Source organism: Janthinobacterium sp. KBS0711 (assembly GCF_000988085.1).
GTDB classification, from domain to species: domain Bacteria; phylum Pseudomonadota; class Gammaproteobacteria; order Burkholderiales; family Burkholderiaceae_D; genus Janthinobacterium; species Janthinobacterium lividum_E.
The window spans coordinates 113,283-135,393 of the sequence record NZ_LBCO01000029.1 but is presented as its reverse complement, the minus strand read 5'-3'; the positions used below and the strand labels follow the sequence as shown (position 1 = coordinate 135,393).

Below are 22,111 nucleotides of genomic sequence, written 5' to 3'. Positions count from 1 at the left end.
GGGCCAGCGGCAGCCATTGTTCACGGCGCGGCAGGGGCGCGCGCTGCTGCCACAGCCACAGGCCGGCCAGGCAAGCGGCGACCAAGGCGCGGCCCAGGGCGACAAAGGTGGGATCGAGTTCGGCCACGGCCAGGCGCGTAAAAGGCAGGGTCAGGCTGAAGAGGGCGACGGCGATCAAGCCCAGCAGCAGGCCTTTGCGGTCGGCGCCGAGGCGGGGAGGGTGGCTGGCGGGGGCGGTACTGGTGGTCATGGCATGGGTTTCCTGGTACTGGCGGTAATGGAGGTGCGGGATGTGCGGCAGGCGTGGATTAATTCCTGCCGTACTGCTATCCTAGGGCTCAATAGCAGTACAGTACAAATACACTTTCACGCATAATTTCACATACTGTGATGGTCATATGAGCAATACACTCCCTTTGCTGTCGCGCGCCTCGGGCGAAACCCTGATCGACCAGATCGCGCGTTCGCTGGTGGCGCGCATCGACGACAAGCTGCTGCGCGGCGGCGCGCGCATGCCGTCGATCCGCCAGTGCGCGGCCGGCCTGGACGTGTCGTGCGCCACGGTGGTGGCCAGCTACGACAAGCTGGTGGCGCGCGGCTACCTGGAATCGCGGCGCGGCGCCGGCTTTTTCGTGCGCGAGCGCTCGCCCCTGAACACGCCGGCGCCGCCCGCTGGCGCGCAGGAAGCAGCGGCGCAGCCGATGGACGTGGTGTGGCTGATCCGTAACATGTTCCGCCAGACGCCGGCCATCCCCGCGCCCGGCATCGGCATGCTGCCCGCCGAGTGGCTCGATGGCGACCTGGTGGCGCGCGCCTTGCGCGACGTCAGCCGCCAGCCCGGCAGTTTGCTGCTGGGCTACGGCACGCCGCAGGGCTTCCTGCCGCTGCGCCAGCAGTTGCAGCTGAAGCTGGCGGGGCTGGAAATCGCCTGCCCGCCCGAGCAGATCGTCACCACGGTGGGCGTGATGCAGGCGCTGGACCTGGTGGCGCGCGAGTTTGCCCTCCCCGGCGAAACCATTTTCGTCGACGATCCCGCGTACTGGCTGATGTTCGGCGCCTTTGCGGCCATGGGCATGAATGTCATCGGCATCCCGCGCCTCGGCGACGGCCCCGATATCGCCGTGCTGGCCGAGCTGGCGGCCCTGCACCGTCCCAAGCTGTATGTGATCAACTCGGTGCTGCACAACCCCAGCTCGACGTCGCTGTCGGCGGCCAAGGCGTTCCAGGTGCTGCGCCTGGCCGAACAGCACGATTTCCTCATCGTCGAGGATGACATCTATTGCGACATGCACCCGGGTGGCGCGGTGCAGCCGGCCACGCGCCTGGCCGCGCTGGACCAGCTGCGCCGCGTGATTTACCTGGGCGGCTTTTCCAAGAGCCTGGCGGCGAACCTGCGCGTGGGCTTCATCGCCACCTCGCCTGAGCGGGCGCAGCGCCTGGCCGACCGCAAGATGCTGGCCACCCTGACCACCAGCGACATCGGCGAGCGCGTCGTGTATAAGATCCTGTCGCAGGGGCTGTACCGCAAACATGCGGAGCGCTTGCGCGCGCGGCTCGACAAGGTGCGCGAAGGTACGTACCGCAAGGTCGAACGGGCGGGCTTGCGCTTCGATCCCGCGCCGGCCGGCATGTTCGTGTGGGCCGATGCGGGCTGCGACACGAATATATTGGCCGAGAAGGCGCTGGCCGAGGGGCTGGTGCTGGCGCCGGGCAGCCTGTTTTCGCCGCGCCAGCTGCCATCGACCCGCATGCGCCTGAACCTGGCCACGGTGCAGGACGAGCGGGTATGGGCGTTTTTCGAGCGCACGCTGGGCTAACACAGCACATTTTCCGGGTGCTCTTGAAATCGCTTGTACCATCCCCAACTCCGTAGAATCCGTCCCATCCACAAGACTATGAGGTAAAAATGGCTGTCTCCGAAAAGCAAACCCTGGGTTTTCAGACCGAAGTGAAGCAAATGCTGCACCTGATGATCCATTCCCTGTACTCGAACAAGGAAATCTTCCTGCGCGAATTGATCTCGAACGCGTCCGACGCGGCCGACAAATTGCGCTTTGAAGCGATCGATAACGACGCCCTGTACGGCAACGATCACGAATTGAAGATCAAGGTCAGCTTCGACAAGGATGCGCGCACCATCACCATTTCCGACAACGGCATCGGCATGACCCGCGACGAGGCGATCTCGCACCTGGGCACCATCGCCAAGTCGGGCACCAAGGAATTCTTCGGTAAACTCTCCGGCGACCAGCAGCAGGACGCCGCCCTGATCGGCCAGTTCGGCGTGGGCTTCTATTCCGGCTTCATCGTCGCCGACAAGATCACCGTCGAAACGCGCCGCGCCGGCGCGGACGCCTCCGAAGGCGTGCGCTGGGAGTCGGCCGGCGAAGGCGATTACAGCATCGAGAACATCGAAAAAACGGGTCGTGGCACGGACATCATCCTGCACCTGCGCGAAGGCGAGGACGAATTGCTGTCGAGCTGGAAGATCAAGTCCATCATCCGCAAATACTCGGACCATATCTCGCTGCCGATCGTGATGCAGAAGGAAGAGTGGGACGACGAGAAAAAAGAAACCGTCCTGAAAGACGAATTCGAAACCGTCAACCAGGCCAGCGCCCTGTGGGCCCGCAACAAGGCCGACATTACGCCGGAACAGTACGACGAATTCTACAAGCACGTATCGCACGACTTCCAGTCGCCGCTCACGCACACGCATAACCGCGTGGAAGGCCGCAGCGAATACACGCAGCTGCTGTACATCCCGGCCAAGGCGCCGTTCGACATGTGGGACCGCAACAAGCGCGGCGGCATCAAACTGTACGTCAAGCGCGTCTTCATCATGGACGATGCCGAGCAGCTGATGCCGACGTACCTGCGCTTCGTGCGCGGGGTGATCGACTCGGCCGACCTGCCGCTGAACGTGTCGCGTGAAATCCTGCAGGAGTCGCGCGACGTCAAGGTGATCCGCGAAGGTTCGACCAAGCGCGTGCTGGGCATGCTGGAAGAACTGGCGAACGCGGACGAGCAGGACAAGAAGGACAAGTACGCCGTCTTCTGGAAGGAATTCGGCCAGGTGCTGAAAGAAGGCATCGGCGAAGACGCGGCCAACAAGGAACGCCTGGCCAAGCTGCTGCGCTTTGCATCGACGGCCAACGACAGCGACGAGCAAATCACGTCGTTCGCCGACTACGTGGCGCGCATGAAGGAAGGGCAGGACAAGATCTATTACGTCACGGCCGACAACTACGCCGCAGCGAAAAACAGCCCGCACCTGGAAATCTTCCGCAAGAAAGGCGTCGAAGTGCTGCTGCTGACGGACCGTGTCGATGAATGGATGCTGTCGTTTATTCAGGACTTCGAAGGCAAGGAACTGGTTTCCGTCGCCAAGGGCGGCCTGGACCTGGGCGCGCTGGAAGACGAAGCGGAAAAGAAAGAGCACGAAGAAACGGAAACCTCGTACGCCGACCTGGTGGGCAAGATGAAGACCGTGCTGGCCGACAAGGCCAAGGACGTGCGCGTCACGTTCCGCCTGACCGATTCGCCAGCCTGCCTGGTGGCCGATGAAAACGAATTGTCGGGCAACCTGCTGCGCATGCTCAAAGCTGCTGGCCAGAGCGCGCCGGAATCGAAGCCGATTTTGGAAATCAATCCGAACCACCCGCTGGTGACGCGACTGAAATACGAAGATGCCGAAGGCGGCAAATTCGGCGACTGGGCCAACATCCTGTTCGACCAGGCCATGCTGGCCGAAGGCGGCTCGCTGGCCGACCCGGCCAGTTTCGTGAAACGCCTCAACGAATTGCTGCTCAATTCGGCGAAGTAATTCCTTTGCCGTGGTACGTAGGTCGGATTAGCGCAGCGTAATCCGACACCGCGGCTGATGCATCCAGGCCGGCCCTTTCCTCGTGAAAGGGCCGGCTTTTTTCATGGCCGATGTTCAGCGCCGCATGCGCATGCCTCAAGCCCTGAGTGCAGCGACTTCAGGCATAATTGCCCCTTGTTGAATTTAATCCGTCAATGGCCGGCATGGCCGTTGGTGCAGGAGCCTGTCATGTCAGTGAGTACCCGCGACGCCCTTTTGAAAAGCGCAGAGATCCACCTGCGTTCGAAAGGCTACGCCGCTTTCAGTTATGCCGATTTGTCGGAAGAAATCGGCATACGCAAGGCCAGTATCCACCATCATTTCCCCACCAAGGAAAATCTCGGCGTGGCCTTGATCACGCAATATATCGAGGTGTTTACGGAAAAGCTGCAGGCGATCGATGCGGCGCATGCCGATCCGGTCGAACGCCTGCGCGAGTTCGGCGGGCTGTTCCTGGCCAGCGCCAACGACCATTTGCTGCCGCTGTGCGGCGCGCTCGCGGCCGAAATGGCGGCGCTGCCCGAATCGCTGCAGGCCCTGGGCAGGCAGCTGATGGCGCAGCAGCTGGACTGGATGGAAAACAATCTCGTGCAGGCGGCGCAGCTGCATGGCTGGACCTTGCGGAAAGCGCCGAAGGATTATGCCTTCATGCTGCTCAGCGCACTGGAAGGCGCCAGCTTTATCGGCTGGGCCCTGGGGCCTTCGACCGATCCGCTGGCCGCGTTCCATTACATGCTCGACAATCTGGCGTAGCGCGGCCAGCCCGCTCAGGAAAACAGGGCCGGTTTGGCGATCATGAGCGCGCAGATGGTCAAAAACACGGCCAGCTTGATGCACAGCCAGATTCCCAGTCTGGCGCCCGCCTGCGCGTATCCCTGTTCCACCTTCTCTTCCATCTTGTCCGCCCAAAAATGATCGATGGCTTGCGCGCCGATAAAAAGCGCGAGGGACAGCCGCATCCAGCCCATGTGCAGCCAGGCCCATTCTTGCAGATACAACAGGACCAGCCCGCCAATAAGCAGTATCCAGCCTGCGACGCCGATCTGCTGATGGAGTTTGTGTAATGTAGCGCGGCCGGCGGGCTCGCGCATCAGGTTCAGCAGGCGCGGCGTCAGCATCATCGGGCCGATGAAGGCGATGGCGGCGACAATGTGCAATATCAGCAGGAATGTATAGGTGTGCATGGCGTTCTCGTATCGGCAGGGACGGTTGTTTGCGGAACGTTTAGAATAAGTTTTACTACCCACTTTCGCTACTCGCATTCATGGCAAAAACCGCAGCACATGGAGAACCCCGCAAGCGGCCGTCCCAGGCCCGGTCGGTCGCCGCCGTCGCGGCGATGGTGGAGGCGGCTGCTCGCATTATCGAAGTGCGGGGATGGACCGCGTTGACGACGAATCACGTTGCCGAGCTGTCCGGCGTCAGCATCGGCTCCCTGTACCAGTACTTCCCGTCGAAAGAGGCGCTGCTGGCCGAACTGGTGCGCCGCGAACGGGCGATGCTGCTGCACGACGTGGGCCTAGCCATGGCGCTGGAGGGAGAATTGCCGTTCGCGATACAGCAAGGCGTGATGGCCGGCCTGGCGCACCAGTTCAGGCGCCCGGCGCTTGCCCTCGCGCTGGAATCGGCGCCGTCGTCGCCATCCTTGCAGCGTGAGGACGAGGCCTTGCGGCAGGCGCTTGCCGACCAGCTCGCGGGGCTGCTGGCGCGTCATGGCGTCGCCGATCCTGATATGGCCGCCGCCGACGTGATTGCGCTATGCCGCGGCATCATCGACGCCGCGGCGCTGCGGGGAGAAACGGATATGGCGTCGCTTGCACGGCGCCTGGGACGCGCGGTTCACGGCTATCTGGATGCAAGGGGACCGGCCAGGGAAGCTGCCGCCAGCGCTTAAGGGAGGATGCAGCCGTCCAGGCCACACATCTCCCCATCCGATGCGGCCAGGTCCTCCTGGGAGCGGGCATGCATTTTTTCCAGCGTCTGCAGGAACACCTCTTGCGGCTGCGCACCGGAAATGTGTGTCCCATTGCCGAAAACGAAGAGCGGCACGCCGGAAGCGATGCGCGAGGCGCTGCGCTCATCGTCCTGCACCTGCTGGCGCAATTGCGGTGTCGACCACGCGCGCTGCACCGCCTCGGCAGGCACGCCCGCCTGGGCCGCGAGCAGGGCGAGGGAATCGCGGTCGAACAGCGACTTGCCGTGCGAAATGCTCTGCGCATACAGCACTTCGGTCAGGCGCTGCTGCAATGCCGCGTCGCCGGCGGCCTTGACGAGCATGTGCGCATCCATGGTGTCTCCAAACAGCATGGTGTCGAAGCGGTAGTCCAGGCCTTCCGCCGCCCCATGCGACTGCACCGAGTACAACATGCCCTCGGCGGCCAGCGGATCGCGAAATTTTTTCAGCAAGGCTGCCTTGATCGGTTCGGCCTGATGGTTCGGCGCGATGCGGTAAGCGCGCAGCCTGACCTGCACGGCGTCCTTGTGTTCGAAAGCGGCAAGGGCCTTCTCGAAACGGTGCTTGGCAATCCAGCACCAGGGGCAGACGAAATCGGACCAGATGTCGACGACCAGCGTTTGTGTGTTGTTTTTCATGGTTGTTCCTTGAATGGCCGGCCCGGCGTGCACGCGTGCCAGGCCGGCTGGTGCGGCGGTATCAAGCCTTGTCGAATGCGTCCAGCACGTGGGTGCTGTAGACAAGCGCGGCACCGGCATTGAGATTGATCGCCACGCCGAGTGCTTCGCCAATTTCTTCCACGGTCACGCCCAGCTTCTTGGCGGCGGCCGCGTGGAAGGCGATGCAGCCGTCGCAGCGCGTGGTGACGGCCACTGCCAGCGAGATCAGCTCGCGCGTCTTCGCATCGAGATGGTTGGTCTTGTCGCCGGCGCCGCCCAATGCGGCGATGCCTTTCATGGTGTCGGGCGTCAATGCGTTCAGTTGTATCGCACGTGTGTTGATATCTTGCCGAGCTTGTTTCCAGTCTTCCATGATTTCCTCGCTATATAGGCGCTTGCGCGCGGGTTGGTGGTTCGATGATTCCCGGGAGGGGTATCAAGCCTCGATAATTTCCAGGGCGGGCAGCATGCGGATGGCCTTCGAGAAATTGGCCAGGTTGACCGACGTCTTGGTCACGGCCTGGTGCAGCGCTTCGACGCGCTCGCGCGAAGCATCCGTGCGCAGCCGCACCACGTAGCTGACTTCGTCGTAACCGGGATTGACGTTCTCGTCCAGGCCGAGGAAGCCGCGCAAGTCCAGCTTGCCGTCCGTTTCGATTTCCAGGCTGTGCACGGTGATGCCCATGGCCGCCGCATTGGCCGCGTAACCGACTGACAGGCAGGCGTTGAGTGCGGCCATCAGCAGCTCTTGCGGATTGGGCGCCGTGTTTTGGCCCAGCAATTCATGCGGTTCGTCGGAGGCGATCTCGAAATGGCGCGCATGCTCTTCACCACCGAGCACATAGTGGCTGACGGTGGCCACGCTGCGCGTCTGATGTTGCCACCGGGTCTTGACGTTGAAACGCGCTTCGCCCTTGTCGGGATGGCCTGCCACGCCCTGGGCGAATTGCTGCAATGCTGCCACGTTGATGCCATTGAGCATGTTGGCGCCGGCCGCCGCGCCATAGGCGGGATAGTCGGTGTAGCCATGGGACAGGGGACCGCTGGCGCCGTAATAGGTCGAGCGGTCGCTGTCGGCCAGCGGCCAGTTGTTTTGCATGCGCTCCACCAGATCCGGGTTGGAGATGAACGGCATGCCGAAGGCGATCAGATCGAGGTCGCCTTTTTCCAGTTCGCTGCGCGCCAGTTCCTGCGTGAAGCCGCCCGCGCCGATCAGGGTGCCGTGGTAGTCCTGGCGGAATTGCGCGCCAAAGCCGGGCGGCACTTGCGCCGCCGTGATGGTCGGCTGGTAGTTCAGGTGCACATAGGCTAGCTTCCTCGTATCGAGCGCCTGCGCCACGCTGCGCCACACCTGCGCTTCATCGGCATAGGCGCGCATGTCGTACAGGCGGCCGAACGGCGAGACGCGCACGCCGACCTTGCCGCTGCCGATGGCGGCCGACAGGGCGTCTATGGTCTCGAGCAAAAAGCGCTGGCGGTTGGCGATGCTGCCGCCGTACTGGTCGGTGCGCGTATTGACGGCGCCGCTGAGGAACTGGTCGAACAGGAAGCCGTTGGCTGCCATGATTTCAACGCCGTCGAAGCCTGCGGCCATGGCCACCTGCGCCGCATGCACGAAGTCGGCGGTGACGCGCGCGATCTCGTCGACGGTCAGCGCGCGCGGCACGCTGGGCAGCACCGGCCCCGCCTTGCCCGCTTCGATCCAGGCGTAGACGGTGGTGTTCTCGGCCGCCACGTCGCTGGGTCCCACGGGTGCCGCGTTGCCAGGCTGGATAGACACGTGCGACATGCGGCCCACGTGCCACAGCTGGGCGAAGATCTTGCCGCCTTTGGCATGCACGGCATCGGTGACCTGGCGCCACCCCTGGCCCTGTATGTCGCTATGGATGCCCGGCGTGTACAGATAGCCGCGGCCCTCATCGGAGACAGGCAAGCCTTCGGTGACGATCAGGCCGGCCGAGGCGCGCTGGGCGTAATACACGGCGGTGAGCGCGTCGGGATTGTTTTCGAGCGTGCGCGTGCGCGTCATCGGCGCCATGACGACGCGGTTGGACAGGGAAATGCCGGACAGGTCATAAGGGGTGAACAGTTGATGCATGTGATGCCTCGCAAAGAGTCGAATGCGCCGTGGCGCGAAAGGATTGCCGGCTGAAATACCCGGCTTGAAATAAGTCTACCATCTAGTAGGTAGGCAAGTCAATCGATGACATCGGCAGCAAAATCGCTATGATGCGGCTTTGCACGGGACGATACGGATGATTGCCATGAAGAGGCGCCTGATGGCGGGCCTGGGCGCGCACGCGCTGGGCTGCCTGCTGTTTATTGTGTTGAGCTGGCTGGGATTTTTCCTGTACACGCAGCTGTTCGGCAGCCTGGGCTCGCGCGGCGTGGCCGGCGGCCTGGCCCTGCTGCTCGTATTTTACGTGTATGCGGGTACGAATCTGCTGCTGGCGCTGCTACCGCCTGGCTGGTGGAAGCCTGCGCTGTGCGGCTTGCTGGGTGCGGCCGTGCTGGCGTATTTGCTGCCCCAGCATCCGCTGCGGGCGATTTACTTCAGCGTACTGGCGGGCGGCTTGAGCTGGTTGGCCGTGCTGGCCAGCGCGCGTTTAACTGGACACTTAGTTGAGCGCCTGCGCGGTTGACAGGCCCGTAATAAAAGCGGCGACGGCGACGGCGGCCGCTTCTGGCGCCGCCTGCAGCAGCATGTGCGGCGCGGCGATGTCAATCACTTGCGCGCCCGCTGCCTGCCGCAGTATCTGCATGGCGTTCGCCGGCGGCACCAGGCGGTCATGTCGGGCACGCAGATAAAGCACGGGCAGGCTGCCGCGCGCGAAGCTGCGCGAGGCGTCGTTTTCCAGCACGGCGCGCAGGCGCTGGCGCAGCACGCTGGGCGGCACCTGCACCAGCGCCGCGGCCAGTTCCGCCTGCAGTTGCGGCGTGGAGTGGGGCGCCAGCAGCGCCTGGCGCAGGGCGAAGCCAGGCATGGCGCCAAAGGGCACGAGGCCCAGCAGGTGGCGCAGCGGCGCCAGCATCGGGCGCGGATTGCGCACGAATGAACAGCACAGGACCAGCGCGCGCATGCCGGGCGGCGGATCGGCGCGCAGGGCGGCCCCCAGCGGCCCTGAAAACGATTCGGCCAGCACGACGAACGGGCGGTCCTGCGGCAAGCGCTCGCGCACGTATGCTTCCAGCGCCGCATAGTCGAGCGGCGCGGCCGGATAGGCGATGGCCAAGGTGGCGATGGCGGTCTGCTTGCGCAAGGCGGCGTCAAAATGGTGGAATAGACTGGCCGTGCCATCCATGCCGGGCAGGAGGACAAGCAGGGGCGAGGCGTGGGTTGGTGTCGTCATTGCGGCCATCATAACAGCCGCGCCGGTACACGCGCCGTCCGCCAGCCGCAGGGCATGGGGGCTGGCGCCATGCTAGAATCGCCGGCGCGCCATGCGTGGCCGCAAGAGCGGTCAAATCCCCGACAGACAGAATCATGCATATCATTTTTTCGAATTACCGCACCCTGGGCGGCGCCTTGCTGGCAGCGGCCTGCATCCTTTCCCAGCCCGCCCGCGCCACGGCGGCGCCCTTGGCGCCGGCCGGGAAAAGCCTGTCGTCCTTGCTGGCCGGCGGTCCCTTGCCGCGCCTGAGCGAAGACCCGCAAGTGCGCGCGGCCCTGTTCGATTTCTTCGGTTACGCGCGCGGCAGCTACACGGAAGACGATGAGCTGCTGCTGGCGCAGGCGCTCGAAGCGATCAGCGAAAAGCGCGATGCCACGCGCACCGTGCTGGCCGACGGCCGCCAGTTGCTGGCGTCGATGAATGACCGCAAGCAGGGCCGCGAACGCGGTGCCATGCTGCTCGACAAGCGCGGCGCCATCCTCGCCTTTGGCCTCGTCAACGGGCATTGCCACCTGGAGGGGCAGCCGCTGGCGAAGGTCTGCAATCCCGATCCGAATGCGGTGCTGACGGTATTCCACCGCAAGGGCATGCTGGTCGGCGATGCGGCGCCCTTGCTGGCCTGGGCCCGGCAATTGCCGCCCATGCTGGCGCTGATCGCGGGCGACAAGGAAGCGGGCGCCGATGGACAAAAGATCGCCACGGTCGAATATGTGCTGGCGCAGCCGGCCTTGCCGGGCTGGAACCGCGCCCAGCTGCCGCCCGCGTATCCGCCGGCGCTGCTGCCGCTGCTGCTCGATAAATCGACGGTGCTGACGTCGGCCGGCGCGGGCGTGTTTGCCTATCCGCTCACCTTGAAGGGCAAGAAACAGAACAATGTGCTCGACCATGCGGAAGGCCGCCCGCCGCGCGACCTGGAAGTGGCGCTGCGCAGCTATGCCAGCTTCGACACGGTGGTCGAGCGCTACCGCCAGCTGGCCAAGGGCGCCCGGCTGCAGCGCAACGAGCGCACGGCCTACCTCGATGGCGACATGGGGCAGGGCAGCTACCGCGTCTACATCCGCAACACGGGCGCCGATGGCGTGATGATCGACGTGGCGCTGTGGCAGCGCAAGCTGGCCGCCAGCCGCTGAACTTAGTTAGGGCGCGCCTGCTCGTAGCCCAGTTGCGCCAGCTGCGCGGCGATGGCGTCGTCGCGGGTTTTTTTGCCCGTGCGCAGGCGCGCATGCGTGAGGGACGGGGGCAAGCCATGCGCCAGCAAGGCGTCGATGTCGAGCATGGTCTCGGACGCCGACAGCTGGCGCAGGGCGGGCAAGGCGGCGAGGCCGGGCAGGCTGTCGAGCGTCTTGCAGGTGTGCAGACGCAGGCGTTCAAGCACGGGATTGGGCCCCAGCGCGATCTGCCGCAGCTTGATCTGGTCTTCCACCCATAGCGCCTGCAGCAGCGGGAAGCGGCCGATGTCGCCCAGGGTTTCCAGGCCGCGCACGCGTATCACTTCCAGTTTCCGCAACAGCGGCGCCTCGATGTGCGCGAGCGATTCGCGCCCGCCCAGCTGCAACAGCAGCTTGTCCAGGCGTGCCATCTCCGAGATGAAATCGAGCGGCACCTTGTTCTTGATGCGGTACAGCGACAGCTCGTGCAGCGCCGGCAGGCAGGCCACGGTGTCGATATGCTGGTCGTGGCCTTCGATGACCAGGCTGGCCAGGTGCGCATAGTGGCGCAGGGGCGCCAGGTCGATATTGTTTTTGGCCGACTCGCCCAGGTGCAGGTATTCGAGGCCGCGCAAATTATCCAGCTGCAGGATGTCGGCCTGCGCCAGCTTGTACACGCCCAGGCTCAGGCGCTTCAGGTGGCGCAGCTCGCCCAGTGCTTCCAGGTGGATGGCTTGCCAGTGGCAGTCGATGGACAGGCTGGCCACATGCGGCAGCGCGCGCAGGATGCGGGCATCGAACACCCTCGGGTCGTAACCGTAGATGCGGATGGTCAGCGCCGTGCCGCAGGTGGCGGCCAGGGCGTCGAGGTCGGCCAGCAGCGGTTCCGGCTCGCCCAGGGTATCGAACTGCACCAGCACCTGCTGGCCGCCCGCGATGGCGGCGCGGATCGCCCTGGCGTCGATGCGCCCGGGGTTCTGGATGCACTGCGGCTGTCTTGCTTGCGTCATGGTCACAGTCCTATCGGGTAGTCGACTTTCCTGGGCGGAGGGCAGCCTTCCGGCCCCGGAAACGTCTGCTTGCCCGTGTCGTCGTAGCGCTTGCCGCACTCGACGAGCACGCGCTTGCGGAAGGTGTAGATGCTGGCCACCTTGCCGTTCGGGTGGTAGCAGATATTGTCGCCGTCGCGGTCGGCCGAAGCGTAGCTGATCATGGTCTCGCCGTTGACCGTGCGCGTGCTGTGGCCGCTGCGCGGCTCCGTGCATTTGAGCTGGCCGCTTTCGTAATAGAGGTTCAAGACGGAGGTGTCGGCGGCGCGGTCGACCAGCAGTTCATCCTTGCGCTTGCCGTTCGGGTAGTTCGAATAGCCTTCCTGGCGCTGGCCGTACTGGAAGGCGTAGTAATACTGCGGCTTGCCGTCCGGGTAGTACATGTGGTGGTACTCGCACACGTCGTCGCGCGTGCTGCCGTATTCCCTGAAGGTGCAGCGGTGGATGTCGTTGAGCAGCTGGCCGTCCTCATAGTATTCGCGCAGGTGCGTGAGCAGGCGGCCCTGGTCGATGACGGCCAGGCGTTCCCGCTTGCCGCTCGGGTAGTAGCGCGCGTCCAGGCCCTGCTTCTTGCCCATCTCCCACAAGGTGTCGAGGCGCAGGATCTTGCCGCTGTCGTCGAACGCCTGTTCGCGCCCATCGAGCTGGCCGTTGCGGTAGGTGGCCGTGTAGACCACGTATTCCTTGCCGGCCGGGCCCAGATAGCGCGTGCGGCTGCCTTCGAGCACGCCGGCCTGGTAATGGTCGCGCAGGCGCAGCGCGCCCTGCGCATCCGTGTCGATCGCTTCGCCCTGTTTTTTGCCTTGCACGAAAGTGACGCGTTGCGTGGCCTTGTCCTTGAGCTTGAGCTTCCACGGCCCGTCGCGCAAGCCTTCGATGAAGCTGCCGTCGCCGTCTTCCGTGATCCACGCGCCATGGCGCGAGCCGTTCACGTAGTTGCCGCGCGTTTGCAGCTTGCCGCCCATGCTGCGTTCGTGTGGGCCGTTCAGTTGGCCGCCCGCGTAGGTGTCAAAGCCCGTCACTTCCTCTGCATCGGCATAGTTGACGACCGTCCAGCGGCCTTCGCGCTTGCCGGCCCGGTACATGCCGCTCTCGCTCTGTCTGGGGTAATTGAAGGACCACAGGCCTTCTTGCAGACCGTCGACGAAATGGCCCTTTTCGCTGCCTTCGTGCATGCCGTCGCGCACCCACAGGCCCTGGCGCTTGCCTTTCGCGTACTGGCCCCGCTCGACCACCGAGCCGTCGTCCCAGGCCAGGCTGTAGATGACGGAAGGGCCTTCCTGGCTGCCCGTGAACTGCTTCGGCGCCGTTTCCCACGTTACTTGCCACAGGCGGTAATTGCGCAGGATGCCGGCGCCCGCATCGCTGTACAGGGTGTAGCTGGCGGTGAGAAAACGCTCGCCTTTCTTCTCGAAGGTTTTCTTGTAGGTGATGGCGTCCTGGCTGCCAGCCTCCACGGGCTTGCCCTCGTCGCTGTAGTAGCCGACGACGGTGCCCTGGGTATGGTCGATGGCGTCGAAGTCCGCATTGCCGCTCTTGCCGCGCGCGACGCTGTAGTCCATCGGCGCCAGCTTGGCCAGCGCCGCCTTGACCTGGCCCGCGTTGGGCGCGGCGCTTTGCGCCACGATGCGGTTCAACGCCGGCTGCAAGCCGTCCAGGCGCCGGTACCTGCCGGAACTGCGGTGGTAGCGGTAGGCGCGCAAGCCGTTCTTGCCGTCCTGGCGGAACAGCACCAGCATGGTTTGCACGCTGTCGTCCGACTCCTTGTCCAGCGAGGCGTAGAAGACGGAACGGATGACGGCGTTGCCGAACTGGTCGAGCAAAATGGGTTTCGAGGTGCCGCTCTTGCACTCGCAGTAATAGCCGTTGACGCCCTCTTTTTCCTTGAGAAAGGCGATGTCGAAGCCGCTGTCCTGCGAGGCGGTGATGGCGGGATGGGCGAGGCTCTTGCCTTCGTAGAAGGGCGCGCCGTGGGCAAAGGCGGAGCAGAGCAGCAAGGGCAGAAGCAGACGTTTCATCGTGAGGCTGGCGCCGGGGCGCCGCAATGGAAAGGCCACGATTCTGCCTGCGTTCTTACTTGTGGGCAAATGGGCGCGCGTCTATCGTGTGCGCGCCCCGGTTTACGGCTGGTGCGCGGCGCAGAAGTCCAGCAGCAGCTGTTCGCCGTCCGGCCACGGGCCGTAGCCGGCGTCGCCGTTGATATGGCCGGCGTCGCCGATCATGGTGAAATCGCTGCCCCAGGCGGCGGCAAACGCGCGTGCCCGCGCGAAGCTGACGTAGGGATCATCGCCGCTGGCCACTACCAGGCTGGGAAACGGCAAGGCTTGCAGCGGCATCGGCGCAAAGCCCGTCGTGCCGGTGGGGTAGGAGGGCGCTTCCACATCGCTGGGAGCGACGAGGAAAGCGCCGGCGATCTTGTGCGGCGAGCCGCTGGCCGCCCAATGGGCCACCAGCGTGCAGGCCAGGCTGTGCGCCGCCAGCACGGGCGGGCGCTCGCAGGCGGCGATGGCGCGGTCGAGCTCCGCCACCCATTCGTCCTTGTCCGGCGTCTGCCATTCCCGGTGCGGCACGCGCGACCATTGCGGATGCCGCGCTTCCCAATGGGTTTGCCAATGCTGCGGCCCGGAATTCCACAGGCCGGCCAGGGTCAGGACCAGAGGCGACATCATTTCTCCTTTTGAAATTGAAATCAGAGCTCCGTGCGTAAGGCAAAGAGCTCGGGGAACAATACCACGTCGAGCATCTTGCGCAAATAGCTGACGCCCGCCGTGCCGCCCGTGCCCGTCTTGAAGCCGATGATGCGTTCCACCGTCGTCACGTGGCGGAAGCGCCAGAAGCGGAAGGCCGTTTCCAGGTCGACCAGCTTTTCGGCCAGCTCGTACAAGGCCCAGTGTTTCGACGGGTCGCGGTAGACTTCCAGCCACGCCGCCTTGACGGAGGCGTCGGCGCTGGTCGGCAGGGTCCAGTCGGCGTTCAGGCGCTCGGGGGAGATAGGCAAGCCGCTGCGCGCCAGCAGCTTGATGGCCTCGTCGTAGACGGATGGCGTGCGCAGGGCGGCGTCGAGCACCTTGTAGGTTTCCGGGGCCGTCGTGTGCACGTTGAGCAGGGCGGCGTTCTTGTTCCCCAAAATGAATTCGATTTCGCGGTACTGGAAGGACTGGAAGCCGGAAGAGGCGCCCAGGTAGGGACGGATGGCCGTGTATTCGGGCGGCGTCATGGTGGCCAGCACGTCCCAGGCGTGCACCAGCTGGTCCATGATGCGCGCCACGCGGGCCAGCATTTTAAAGGCGGGCGCCAGGTCGCCGCTTTGCAGGTTGGCGCGCACGGCGTGCATTTCGTGCAGCATCAGCTTCATCCACAATTCGCTCGTCTGGTGCTGCACGATGAACAGCATCTCGTTGTGGTTCGGCGACAGCGGATGCTGGGCCGTGAGGATGCGGTCCAGCGCCAGGTAATTGCCGTAGCTCATGGATTCACTGAAATCCATCTGCGCGCCATGCCATTCGGTGCCTTGCTGGGCGCCGGCATGCATGGGGCAGCCGCTCGTGTTTTCCTTGTTCATATTCTTGTCGTCGCTCATGGGGTGATTCAGGTGACGGCATCGCGCTTGGCGGCGATGTCGTAGGCTTGGGTGTCGAGGATGTCGCGCAGGATTTCCACGGCATCCCACACGTCGGCAAAGCTCGTGTACAGCGGCGTGAAGCCGAAGCGCATGATGGCCGGTTCGCGGTAGTCGCCGATCACGCCGCGCGCGATCAGCGCCTGCATGACGGCATAGCCATGCGGGTGCGTGAAGCTGACCTGGCTGCCGCGGCGCGCATGCTCGCGCGGCGTGACGAGGCCCAGCGGATGGCTGGCGCAGCGCTGCTCCACCAGCGCGATGAACAGATCCGTCAGGGCCAGCGACTTGCGCCGGATGGCTTCCATGCTCGTTTGCGCAAAGATATCGAGGCCGCATTCGACGAGGGCCAGCGAGAGTATCGGCTGCGTGCCGCACAGGGCGCGGGCGATGCCGTCTGCCGGCGCGAAGCCCGGGTCCATGGCGAACGGCGTGGCGTGGCCCCACCAGCCCGACAAGGGCTGGCGGAAGCGCGCCTGGTGTTTTTCCGGCACCCAGATGAAGGCGGGCGAACCAGGACCGCCATTCAGGTATTTGTAGGTGCAGCCGACGGCCAGGTCGGCGCCGGCGCCGTTCAGGTCCAGCGGCACGGCGCCGGCCGAATGGGCCAGGTCCCACAGCGCCAGCACGCCCTGCGCATGGCAATGGCTGCTGATGGCGGCCATGTCGTGCTGGTAGCCGGTGCGGTAGTTCACGTGCGTGAGCATGGCGACGGCGCAATCGGCATCGATGGCTTGCGCCAGTTCTTCGGGACTGTCGACCAGGCGCAGCTGGTAGCCGCGGTCGAGCCAGGCGGCCAGGCCTTGCGCCATGTACAGGTCGGTGGGGAAATTGCTGCGTTCACTGACGATGATGCGCCGCGCCGCATGCGCGGGTTCGCTGGCCTGCATCTGCAGGGCGGCGGCCAGGGCCTTGAACAGGTTGACGGAGGTGGTGTCGGTAATCACCACTTCGCCCGTGCCGGCGCCCAGCAGCGGGGCCAGGCGGTCGCCCAGGCGCTTGGGCAGGTCGAACCAGCCGGCCGTATTCCAGCTGCGGATCAGGTCCGTGCCCCATTCGGCCGTGATGACGTGCTGGGCGCGGGCCAGGGCCGCTGTCGGCCGCGCACCCAGGGAATTGCCGTCGAGGTAAATCACGCCTTGCGGCAAGTCGAATTGCTGGCGCAATGGCGCCAGGGGATCGTCGAGGTCGCGCGCGCTGCAGTCATGTCGAGAAATCATGGTGGCTTTCATATTGATACTTGGCTCAATGGCACGATATTGCTTGAAGCTTAAAGTATTGTGCGGGAGCAGGCAGTGTAGCAAATCCATGCCGAAAAGCGGAATTTCCGCGCTGGATGAAGCGCGGAAAGTGCCGTCGTGCGGGGCGTCAACGAAAAAAATCACGATTTTTAAAAATATTTTCAAATAACCCTAAAGTTTTCCCAAGGGCCGCCGTCAACAATTACATGAACGGTGTCAAACCGGCCGAAAAAGAATGCGGGGTTTTTGAAATATTTTTCAAAAAAGCCCTAAAGTTCCTGCCAGAGCAGCCGTTATCTAGGTAGACAGGCTTGATTCCAATCAAGTTGTTGTAAAAAAGTGATATTTTTTACAGGCCCAAAGTTGGCTAAATCCGGCATGGAGCCAACCACCCACATCCGCGCCGTTACTGGCGTGCGACCATGATCGAGCAGTGTTTGTCAGACAAACACCTACGATCCTATCCGCTATTCCCCGACCAAAAATACAGCGCTGCGCCTCTGTTGCGTTTAATGTTGCTCCTGCAGAATGTATCTCACTGGCAACAAACAATGCCAGCTGAATTCAACGGATTGAGGAGATGGAAATGACTGCTAACGACATGATGGCTGAGATTCGCGACGCTAACCTGAGCTACCTGATGCTGGCCCAGCAAATGATTCGTGCGGACAAGGTAACGGCCATCTTCCGTTTGGGCATCGCCGCCGACATCGCCGAACTGATCGAAGGCATGAGCAATGCGCAGATCCTCAAGCTTGCTGGCGGCAACATGATGCTGGCCCGCTTCCGCTTCGACGACAGCGCCATCCTGGGCATGTTGACGAACTACAATAAAGACCGTTCGCTGGCCCAGTCGCATGCCGCCATTCTCATGGCAGGCCAGGGCGTCGAAGAAATCGCTTGATACAGCAAGCTTTCAGTCAGTAGCAGTTAGTCAGTATCAGTCAGTCGCGGAGTACACAGCATGGCCAAGAAAAGTGTCGTATCGGAAGCGCAGGAAATCCAGCTGGCCATCGAATTGATACAGCTGGGTGCGCGTTTGCAACTGCTGGAGACGGAAGTCTCGCTGTCGCGCGAACGCCTGCTGAATCTGTACAAGGAATTGAAGGGCGTCTCGCCGCCCAAGGGCATGCTGCCGTTTTCCACCGACTGGTTCCTCACCTGGCAACCGAATATCCATTCCTCGCTGTTCATCAATATCCACAAATTCCTCGTCGAGCACGCCGGCGCCACGGGCATCGAAGCCGTGATGAAGGCCTATAAACTGTATCTGGAACAGATGCCGCCCGAAGCGGGCGAAGAGCCGCTGCTGTCGCTGACGCGGGCCTGGACCTTGGTGCGCTTTTTCAGCAGCAAGATGCTGGACATGGCGCCCTGCGGCAAGTGCGGCGGCAAGTTCGTCGTCAACTGCCTCGACCTGAACGCCGATTATGTGTGCGGCCTGTGCCACATGCCTTCGCGGGCCGGCAAGACCAGGAAGGCGCGCGATGAAGCGGCCGCTGGTGCATCGCCGGGTGTTGCCGCCTGATACTGCCCGAATTACTGTCCCAATATAGCCTCAGTAAAAACCGGAGCGGTCGCCAGACCGGACTCCGGTTTTTTTATGGTGCTTTCGCTTACACTGGCGTTTTCCTCCTTTAACTTGCCCATGCTGCAACAAATCCTGCGCGCGCCCGCGCTCAAGGCCATCCTGATCCAGGTGCTGGCCTTTCCCTTGATGTTGCTATTGGTATATGGCCTGGCGCGTGCCGGCGTAGCCATGTCGCTGCCTGCCGTGGCGCTGGTGCAGGGCGTGCTGGCGGCGTTTATTACCTGGCGGGCGGGACTGGCGCGCTGGTGGTGCGCCATCGGCCTGCTGTTTGCGCCCGCCTTGCTGGCGGCCAGCCTGCTCGATTTGCCCCCGGCCGTGTTCCTGGCGACTTTTGTTTTCCTGTTGAGCCTGTATTGGTCCACGTTTCGCACGCAAGTGCCGTTTTACCCTTCGGGGCCGAAGGTGTGGCAGGCCGTGGCCGAGCTGATCGCGGACCGTCCCGGCGTGCGGCTGGTCGATATCGGCAGCGGCCTGGGCGGCCTGGTGCTGGACCTGGCGCGGCGCCGGCCCGACGGGCAGTTTTCCGGCATCGAACTGGCGCCGCTGCCGTGGCTGGCAAGCCACTTGCGGGCGAGGCTGGCGGGCAGCCGCGCGCGCTTCCTGCGCGGCGACTATGAAGCGCTCGACTTCGGCCGCTACGATGCCGTGTTCGCTTACCTGTCGCCGGCGGCGATGGCGGCCCTGTGGAGCAAGGCGGAAAGGGAAATGTTGCCCGGTAGCATGCTTCTTAGTTACGAATTCCACATCGCGGCACGCGAGCCCGATAAGACCATCGCCGCCACAGAGGGTGGTCCTTTGCTTTACATATGGTGCTTTTAAGCAATTGTCTGCGTTATTTGCTTGCCCGTGGGGCAATCTCACGTTATTGTAGTTCCACACGGCATTTTCTCGGAATTGCATTGAAAATCAACACATTTCAATTAACTTCCGGTTGCTTTTTTGCCGCAGTCTCCGCCGGTGGCGCAGCCGCCAGAAGACAGGAACAGGTTTGAACATGCCGGGCACACAGCCCCGGCCATTATTGGGAGTCAGGGCACTTGTTAGTCATAATCGGATACATCATCGTCTGCGCCTCGGTCTTTGGCGGCTTCGCAATGGCCGGCGGCCATCTGGCGGCGCTGTTCCAGCCGCTGGAGTTGCTGATGATCGGCGGCGCCGCCCTGGGCGCCTTCCTTGTTGGTAACAATAACAAGGCCATCAAGGCGACGATCGCCGCCTTGCCGAGCCTGTTCAAGGGTTCGCGCTATACCAAAGAGCTGTACATGGAACTGATGTCCTTGCTGTTCGAAGTGCTCAGCAAGGTGCGCAAGGAAGGCTTGATGTCGATCGAAGGCGATATCGACAAGCCGGAAGAAAGCCCCCTGTTTTCGAAATACCCGGCCGTGCTGGCCGACCACCACATCGTCGAATTCATGACCGACTACCTGCGCCTGATGGTGTCGGGCAATATGGATGCGTTCCAGATCGAAAATCTGATGGACAATGAAATCGAGACGCACCATCACGAAGGCGCCGTGCCGGCCCACGTGATCGCCAAGGTGGGCGATGGCTTGCCCGCGTTCGGTATCGTTGCCGCCGTGATGGGCGTGGTGCACACGATGGAGTCGGTGGGCATTCCGCCGGCCGAGCTGGGCATGCTGATCGCGCACGCGCTGGTCGGCACCTTCCTCGGCATCTTGCTGGCCTACGGTTTCGTCGGTCCGCTGGCCAGCCTGCTCGAGCAGAAGCTGGAAGAGTCGAGCAAGATGTTCCAGTGCGTGAAAGTGACCCTGCTGGCCAGCCTGAACGGCTATGCGCCGGCGCTGGCCGTGGAGTTCGGCCGCAAGGTGCTGTTCTCGACCGAGCGCCCGACGTTCAACGAGCTGGAAGACCACATCAAGAAATCGAAAACGAAGTAAGCAGTGAATACACGCTTGGACACCATGAGTCATTTGCAGCACACGGAAGGGGGACGCCATGGCCGATGAAGGCATGCGCCCGATTATCGTCAAGCGTATCAAGAAGACGGCTGGCGGGCACCATGGCGGGGCGTGGAAGATCGCCTATGCCGACTTTGTCACGGCCATGATGGCCTTCTTCCTGCTGATGTGGCTGTTGGGCTCCACCTCGAAGGGCGACTTGAACGGCATTTCCGAATTCTTCAAGACGCCCTTGAAAGTGGCCATGGCGGGCGGCTCCGGCAGCGGCGAGAGCAATTCCGTGATCCAGGGCGGCGGCCAGGACCTGTCGCGCCAGGATGGGCAAGTACGCAAGGCGCAGGAAGAGCAGCAGCGCAAATCGTTCGACCTCAATTCCGCCAAGGCCGCGCTCGAACGCGAGGAAGGCAAGCGCCTGCAGGCGCTCAAGGCGCGCATCGAAGCGACCATCGACGCCAATCCCCTGCTGAAAAAATACAAGAACCAGTTGCTGCTCGATATCACCAGCGAAGGCTTGCGCATCCAGATCGTCGACGAGCAGAACCGTCCGATGTTTGCGCTCGCCAATGCGAATCTGCAACCGTACACCAAGGAAATCCTGCACGCGATCGGCTCCGTGCTCAATGAAGTGCCGAACCGCATCGGCCTGTCCGGCCATACGGATTCGACGCCCTACATGAGCGATGCCGGCTACAGCAACTGGGAATTGTCGGCCGACCGCGCGAATGCGTCGCGGCGCGAACTGGTGATCGGCGGCATGAAGGAAGAAAAAGTCTTGCGCGTGGTGGGGCTGGGTTCGGCCGCCCACCTGGACAAGCTCGACCCCTTCAATCCGATCAACCGGCGCATCAGCATCATCGTCATGAACAAACGCACGGAAGAAAATGTCCTGCGCGATGGTTCGGCGATCGAGCTGCCGGTGACCGATGCCGCTTCCGCCGCTGTCGCTTCAGGGCTGGCGGCCGGTGCGCCGCCCGCGGCGGCGCCAGTCCCCGCCCCGGCAGCGGCGAAAAAATAACACGCAAGTCTGTCGACGCGTGGTGTATTGAAACAATGAGACCTTTATGACAAGAAAGAAAATACTTGGCTCGCATGTAAAGCGCCTGCTGTCTGGCGTGTCGGACCATGGCCGCAAGCACTTGACGGAGGTGGAAACCGACCTGGTGCAGACCGGCATCTTGCTGGAAGAGGCGATCGAGAAGCTGTCCTTCAATTTCATGGCGATACACGCAGCCGTCGCTGCGCAGCAAGACACCATCGCGTTGCTGCTCGACGGCGGTATTCCGGCCGAGCAGCAACGGGAAAAACTGCTGGCGTTGCAGGATGAGGTGGGGGGCTATGTGAATGCCGCCATCACCAGCCTGCAGTTCCAGGACATGACCAGCCAGCTGATCGAGCGCACCTTGAAGCGCGTGACGGGCTTGCGCGAGTTCCTCGGGACCCTGGGCGAGCATGGCGCGGAAATGTTGCCGGAGAGCGACAATGAAGAAATTGTCGCCTTGCTGGGTCGGGTCAGCATGGCGCTGGCGATTCAAAGCCTGGAGTTGCGCAGCGTGCTGCGCAAGGCTGTCAGTCAACAGCATTTGGAAAGTGGCGACATCGAGCTGTTCTAGCATGCCAGTGCGGAGCGCTTGTGGTTGCATGGATTGATTAATCAAATACTCGGGCAGGATGCCC

General features: G+C 63.2%; 23 protein-coding genes and 1 pseudogene. 12 read left to right on the top strand and 12 right to left on the bottom strand.

From position 1 onward, the window contains the following. Positions 1-250, bottom strand: a 250-nt coding sequence (locus VM94_RS29125) for an EamA family transporter (protein ID WP_046684845.1), incomplete at its 3' end; no start/stop codon positions are given. Positions 251-398: 148 nt separating this feature from the next. Between VM94_RS29125 and VM94_RS18525 the strand changes: the two genes are divergently transcribed. From VM94_RS18525 to VM94_RS18515, 3 genes are all read left to right on the top strand, one after another. Beyond that, positions 399-1,817 (top strand): aminotransferase-like domain-containing protein, encoded by a 1,419-nt coding sequence (locus VM94_RS18525; protein ID WP_046684798.1) that lies wholly within the window; start codon positions 399-401, stop codon positions 1,815-1,817. An 89-nt stretch (positions 1,818-1,906) separates the two neighbouring features. Beyond that, positions 1,907-3,826 (top strand): molecular chaperone HtpG, encoded by a 1,920-nt coding sequence (gene htpG, locus VM94_RS18520; RefSeq protein ID WP_046684797.1) that lies wholly within the window; start codon positions 1,907-1,909, stop codon positions 3,824-3,826. 228 nt (positions 3,827-4,054) lie between these two features. Continuing rightward, positions 4,055-4,618 carry a TetR/AcrR family transcriptional regulator gene (locus tag VM94_RS18515; RefSeq protein ID WP_046684796.1) on the top strand — a complete coding sequence of 188 codons (564 nt, stop codon included), beginning with the start codon at positions 4,055-4,057 and terminating at the stop codon, positions 4,616-4,618. 14 nt (positions 4,619-4,632) lie between these two features. Here VM94_RS18515 and VM94_RS18510 read toward each other — a convergent pair whose 3' ends face one another. Next, positions 4,633-5,112: a hypothetical protein gene (locus VM94_RS18510; protein WP_160309302.1), complete on the bottom strand. Its 480-nt coding sequence runs from the start codon at positions 5,110-5,112 to the stop codon at positions 4,633-4,635. A 17-nt stretch (positions 5,113-5,129) separates the two neighbouring features. Here VM94_RS18510 and VM94_RS18505 point away from each other — a divergent pair, with 17 nt between their 5' ends. Further along, on the top strand, positions 5,130-5,759 hold the full coding sequence (locus VM94_RS18505; protein ID WP_046684794.1) for a TetR/AcrR family transcriptional regulator: 630 nt from the start codon (positions 5,130-5,132) through the stop codon (positions 5,757-5,759). On the opposite strand, the gene VM94_RS18500 is transcribed toward VM94_RS18505, so the two are convergent. The 4 genes and pseudogenes from VM94_RS18500 to VM94_RS18490 all read right to left on the bottom strand — a co-directional run. Then, complete coding sequence (locus VM94_RS18500) at positions 5,756-6,457, bottom strand: DsbA family oxidoreductase (protein ID WP_046684793.1); 702 nt, start codon at positions 6,455-6,457, stop codon at positions 5,756-5,758. The two genes, VM94_RS18505 and VM94_RS18500, sit on opposite strands and share 4 nt — an antisense overlap. Before the next feature lie 61 nt (positions 6,458-6,518). After that, positions 6,519-6,851, bottom strand: a complete 333-nt coding sequence (locus VM94_RS18495; RefSeq protein ID WP_046684792.1) for a carboxymuconolactone decarboxylase family protein — start codon at positions 6,849-6,851, stop codon at positions 6,519-6,521. A 63-nt stretch (positions 6,852-6,914) separates the two neighbouring features. Next, the gene (locus VM94_RS29360; RefSeq protein ID WP_260687397.1) at positions 6,915-7,460 is read right to left on the bottom strand and encodes an OsmC family protein; all 546 of its coding nucleotides are present in this window, start codon (positions 7,458-7,460) and stop codon (positions 6,915-6,917) included. Positions 7,461-7,481: 21 nt separating this feature from the next. Continuing rightward, positions 7,482-8,576 (bottom strand): annotated as a pseudogene (locus VM94_RS18490) (alkene reductase); the annotation flags it as partial. Positions 8,577-8,742: 166 nt separating this feature from the next. Between VM94_RS18490 and VM94_RS18485 the strand changes: the two are divergent. Further along, positions 8,743-9,120, top strand: a complete 378-nt coding sequence (locus VM94_RS18485) for a hypothetical protein (RefSeq protein WP_046684835.1) — start codon at positions 8,743-8,745, stop codon at positions 9,118-9,120. Here VM94_RS18485 and VM94_RS18480 read toward each other — a convergent pair. Continuing rightward, a complete protein-coding gene (locus tag VM94_RS18480) occupies positions 9,097-9,828 on the bottom strand; it encodes an alpha/beta fold hydrolase (protein WP_046684834.1) in 732 nt (243 codons plus the stop codon). The genes VM94_RS18485 and VM94_RS18480 overlap by 24 nt on opposite strands. A gap of 134 nt (positions 9,829-9,962) precedes the next feature. Here VM94_RS18480 and VM94_RS18475 point away from each other — a divergent pair, with 134 nt between their 5' ends. Further along, complete coding sequence (locus VM94_RS18475; RefSeq protein WP_052755823.1) at positions 9,963-11,000, top strand: hypothetical protein; 1,038 nt, start codon at positions 9,963-9,965, stop codon at positions 10,998-11,000. Positions 11,001-11,002: 2 nt separating this feature from the next. Here the strand turns inward: VM94_RS18475 and VM94_RS18470 are convergent, their stop codons facing one another. The 5 genes from VM94_RS18470 to kynU all read right to left on the bottom strand — a co-directional run bounded on the left by VM94_RS18470 (position 11,003) and on the right by kynU (position 16,906). Then, complete coding sequence (locus VM94_RS18470) at positions 11,003-12,028, bottom strand: hypothetical protein (RefSeq protein ID WP_046684791.1); 1,026 nt, start codon at positions 12,026-12,028, stop codon at positions 11,003-11,005. Positions 12,029-12,030: 2 nt separating this feature from the next. Continuing rightward, positions 12,031-14,085, bottom strand: coding sequence for a toxin-antitoxin system YwqK family antitoxin (locus VM94_RS27350; RefSeq protein WP_138828862.1), 2,055 nt, complete (start codon positions 14,083-14,085; stop codon positions 12,031-12,033). 102 nt (positions 14,086-14,187) lie between these two features. Next, a complete protein-coding gene (locus tag VM94_RS18460; protein ID WP_046684831.1) occupies positions 14,188-14,733 on the bottom strand; it encodes an RBBP9/YdeN family alpha/beta hydrolase in 546 nt (181 codons plus the stop codon). 23 nt (positions 14,734-14,756) lie between these two features. Continuing rightward, a complete protein-coding gene (kynA, locus tag VM94_RS18455; RefSeq protein ID WP_046684790.1) occupies positions 14,757-15,647 on the bottom strand; it encodes a tryptophan 2,3-dioxygenase in 891 nt (296 codons plus the stop codon). Between the two features lie 8 nt (positions 15,648-15,655). Continuing rightward, positions 15,656-16,906: a kynureninase gene (kynU, locus tag VM94_RS18450; protein ID WP_046684830.1), complete on the bottom strand. Its 1,251-nt coding sequence runs from the start codon at positions 16,904-16,906 to the stop codon at positions 15,656-15,658. A gap of 607 nt (positions 16,907-17,513) precedes the next feature. Between kynU and flhD the strand changes: the two genes are divergently transcribed. The 6 genes from flhD to VM94_RS18420 all read left to right on the top strand — a co-directional run bounded on the left by flhD (position 17,514) and on the right by VM94_RS18420 (position 22,047). Continuing rightward, complete coding sequence (flhD, locus tag VM94_RS18445) at positions 17,514-17,831, top strand: flagellar transcriptional regulator FlhD (RefSeq protein ID WP_010396649.1); 318 nt, start codon at positions 17,514-17,516, stop codon at positions 17,829-17,831. 60 nt (positions 17,832-17,891) lie between these two features. Further along, a complete protein-coding gene (gene flhC / locus VM94_RS18440; protein ID WP_046684789.1) occupies positions 17,892-18,455 on the top strand; it encodes a flagellar transcriptional regulator FlhC in 564 nt (187 codons plus the stop codon). Positions 18,456-18,575: 120 nt separating this feature from the next. After that, positions 18,576-19,337 carry a class I SAM-dependent methyltransferase gene (locus tag VM94_RS18435; RefSeq protein WP_046684788.1) on the top strand — a complete coding sequence of 254 codons (762 nt, stop codon included), beginning with the start codon at positions 18,576-18,578 and terminating at the stop codon, positions 19,335-19,337. Positions 19,338-19,555: 218 nt separating this feature from the next. Further along, positions 19,556-20,416, top strand: coding sequence for a flagellar motor stator protein MotA (gene motA / locus VM94_RS18430; RefSeq protein ID WP_034758373.1), 861 nt, complete (start codon positions 19,556-19,558; stop codon positions 20,414-20,416). Between the two features lie 58 nt (positions 20,417-20,474). Continuing rightward, positions 20,475-21,452 (top strand): flagellar motor protein MotB, encoded by a 978-nt coding sequence (gene motB / locus VM94_RS18425; protein WP_046684787.1) that lies wholly within the window; start codon positions 20,475-20,477, stop codon positions 21,450-21,452. A 46-nt stretch (positions 21,453-21,498) separates the two neighbouring features. After that, a complete protein-coding gene (locus VM94_RS18420) occupies positions 21,499-22,047 on the top strand; it encodes a hypothetical protein (RefSeq protein ID WP_034758366.1) in 549 nt (182 codons plus the stop codon). Positions 22,048-22,111 lie beyond the last annotated feature (64 nt).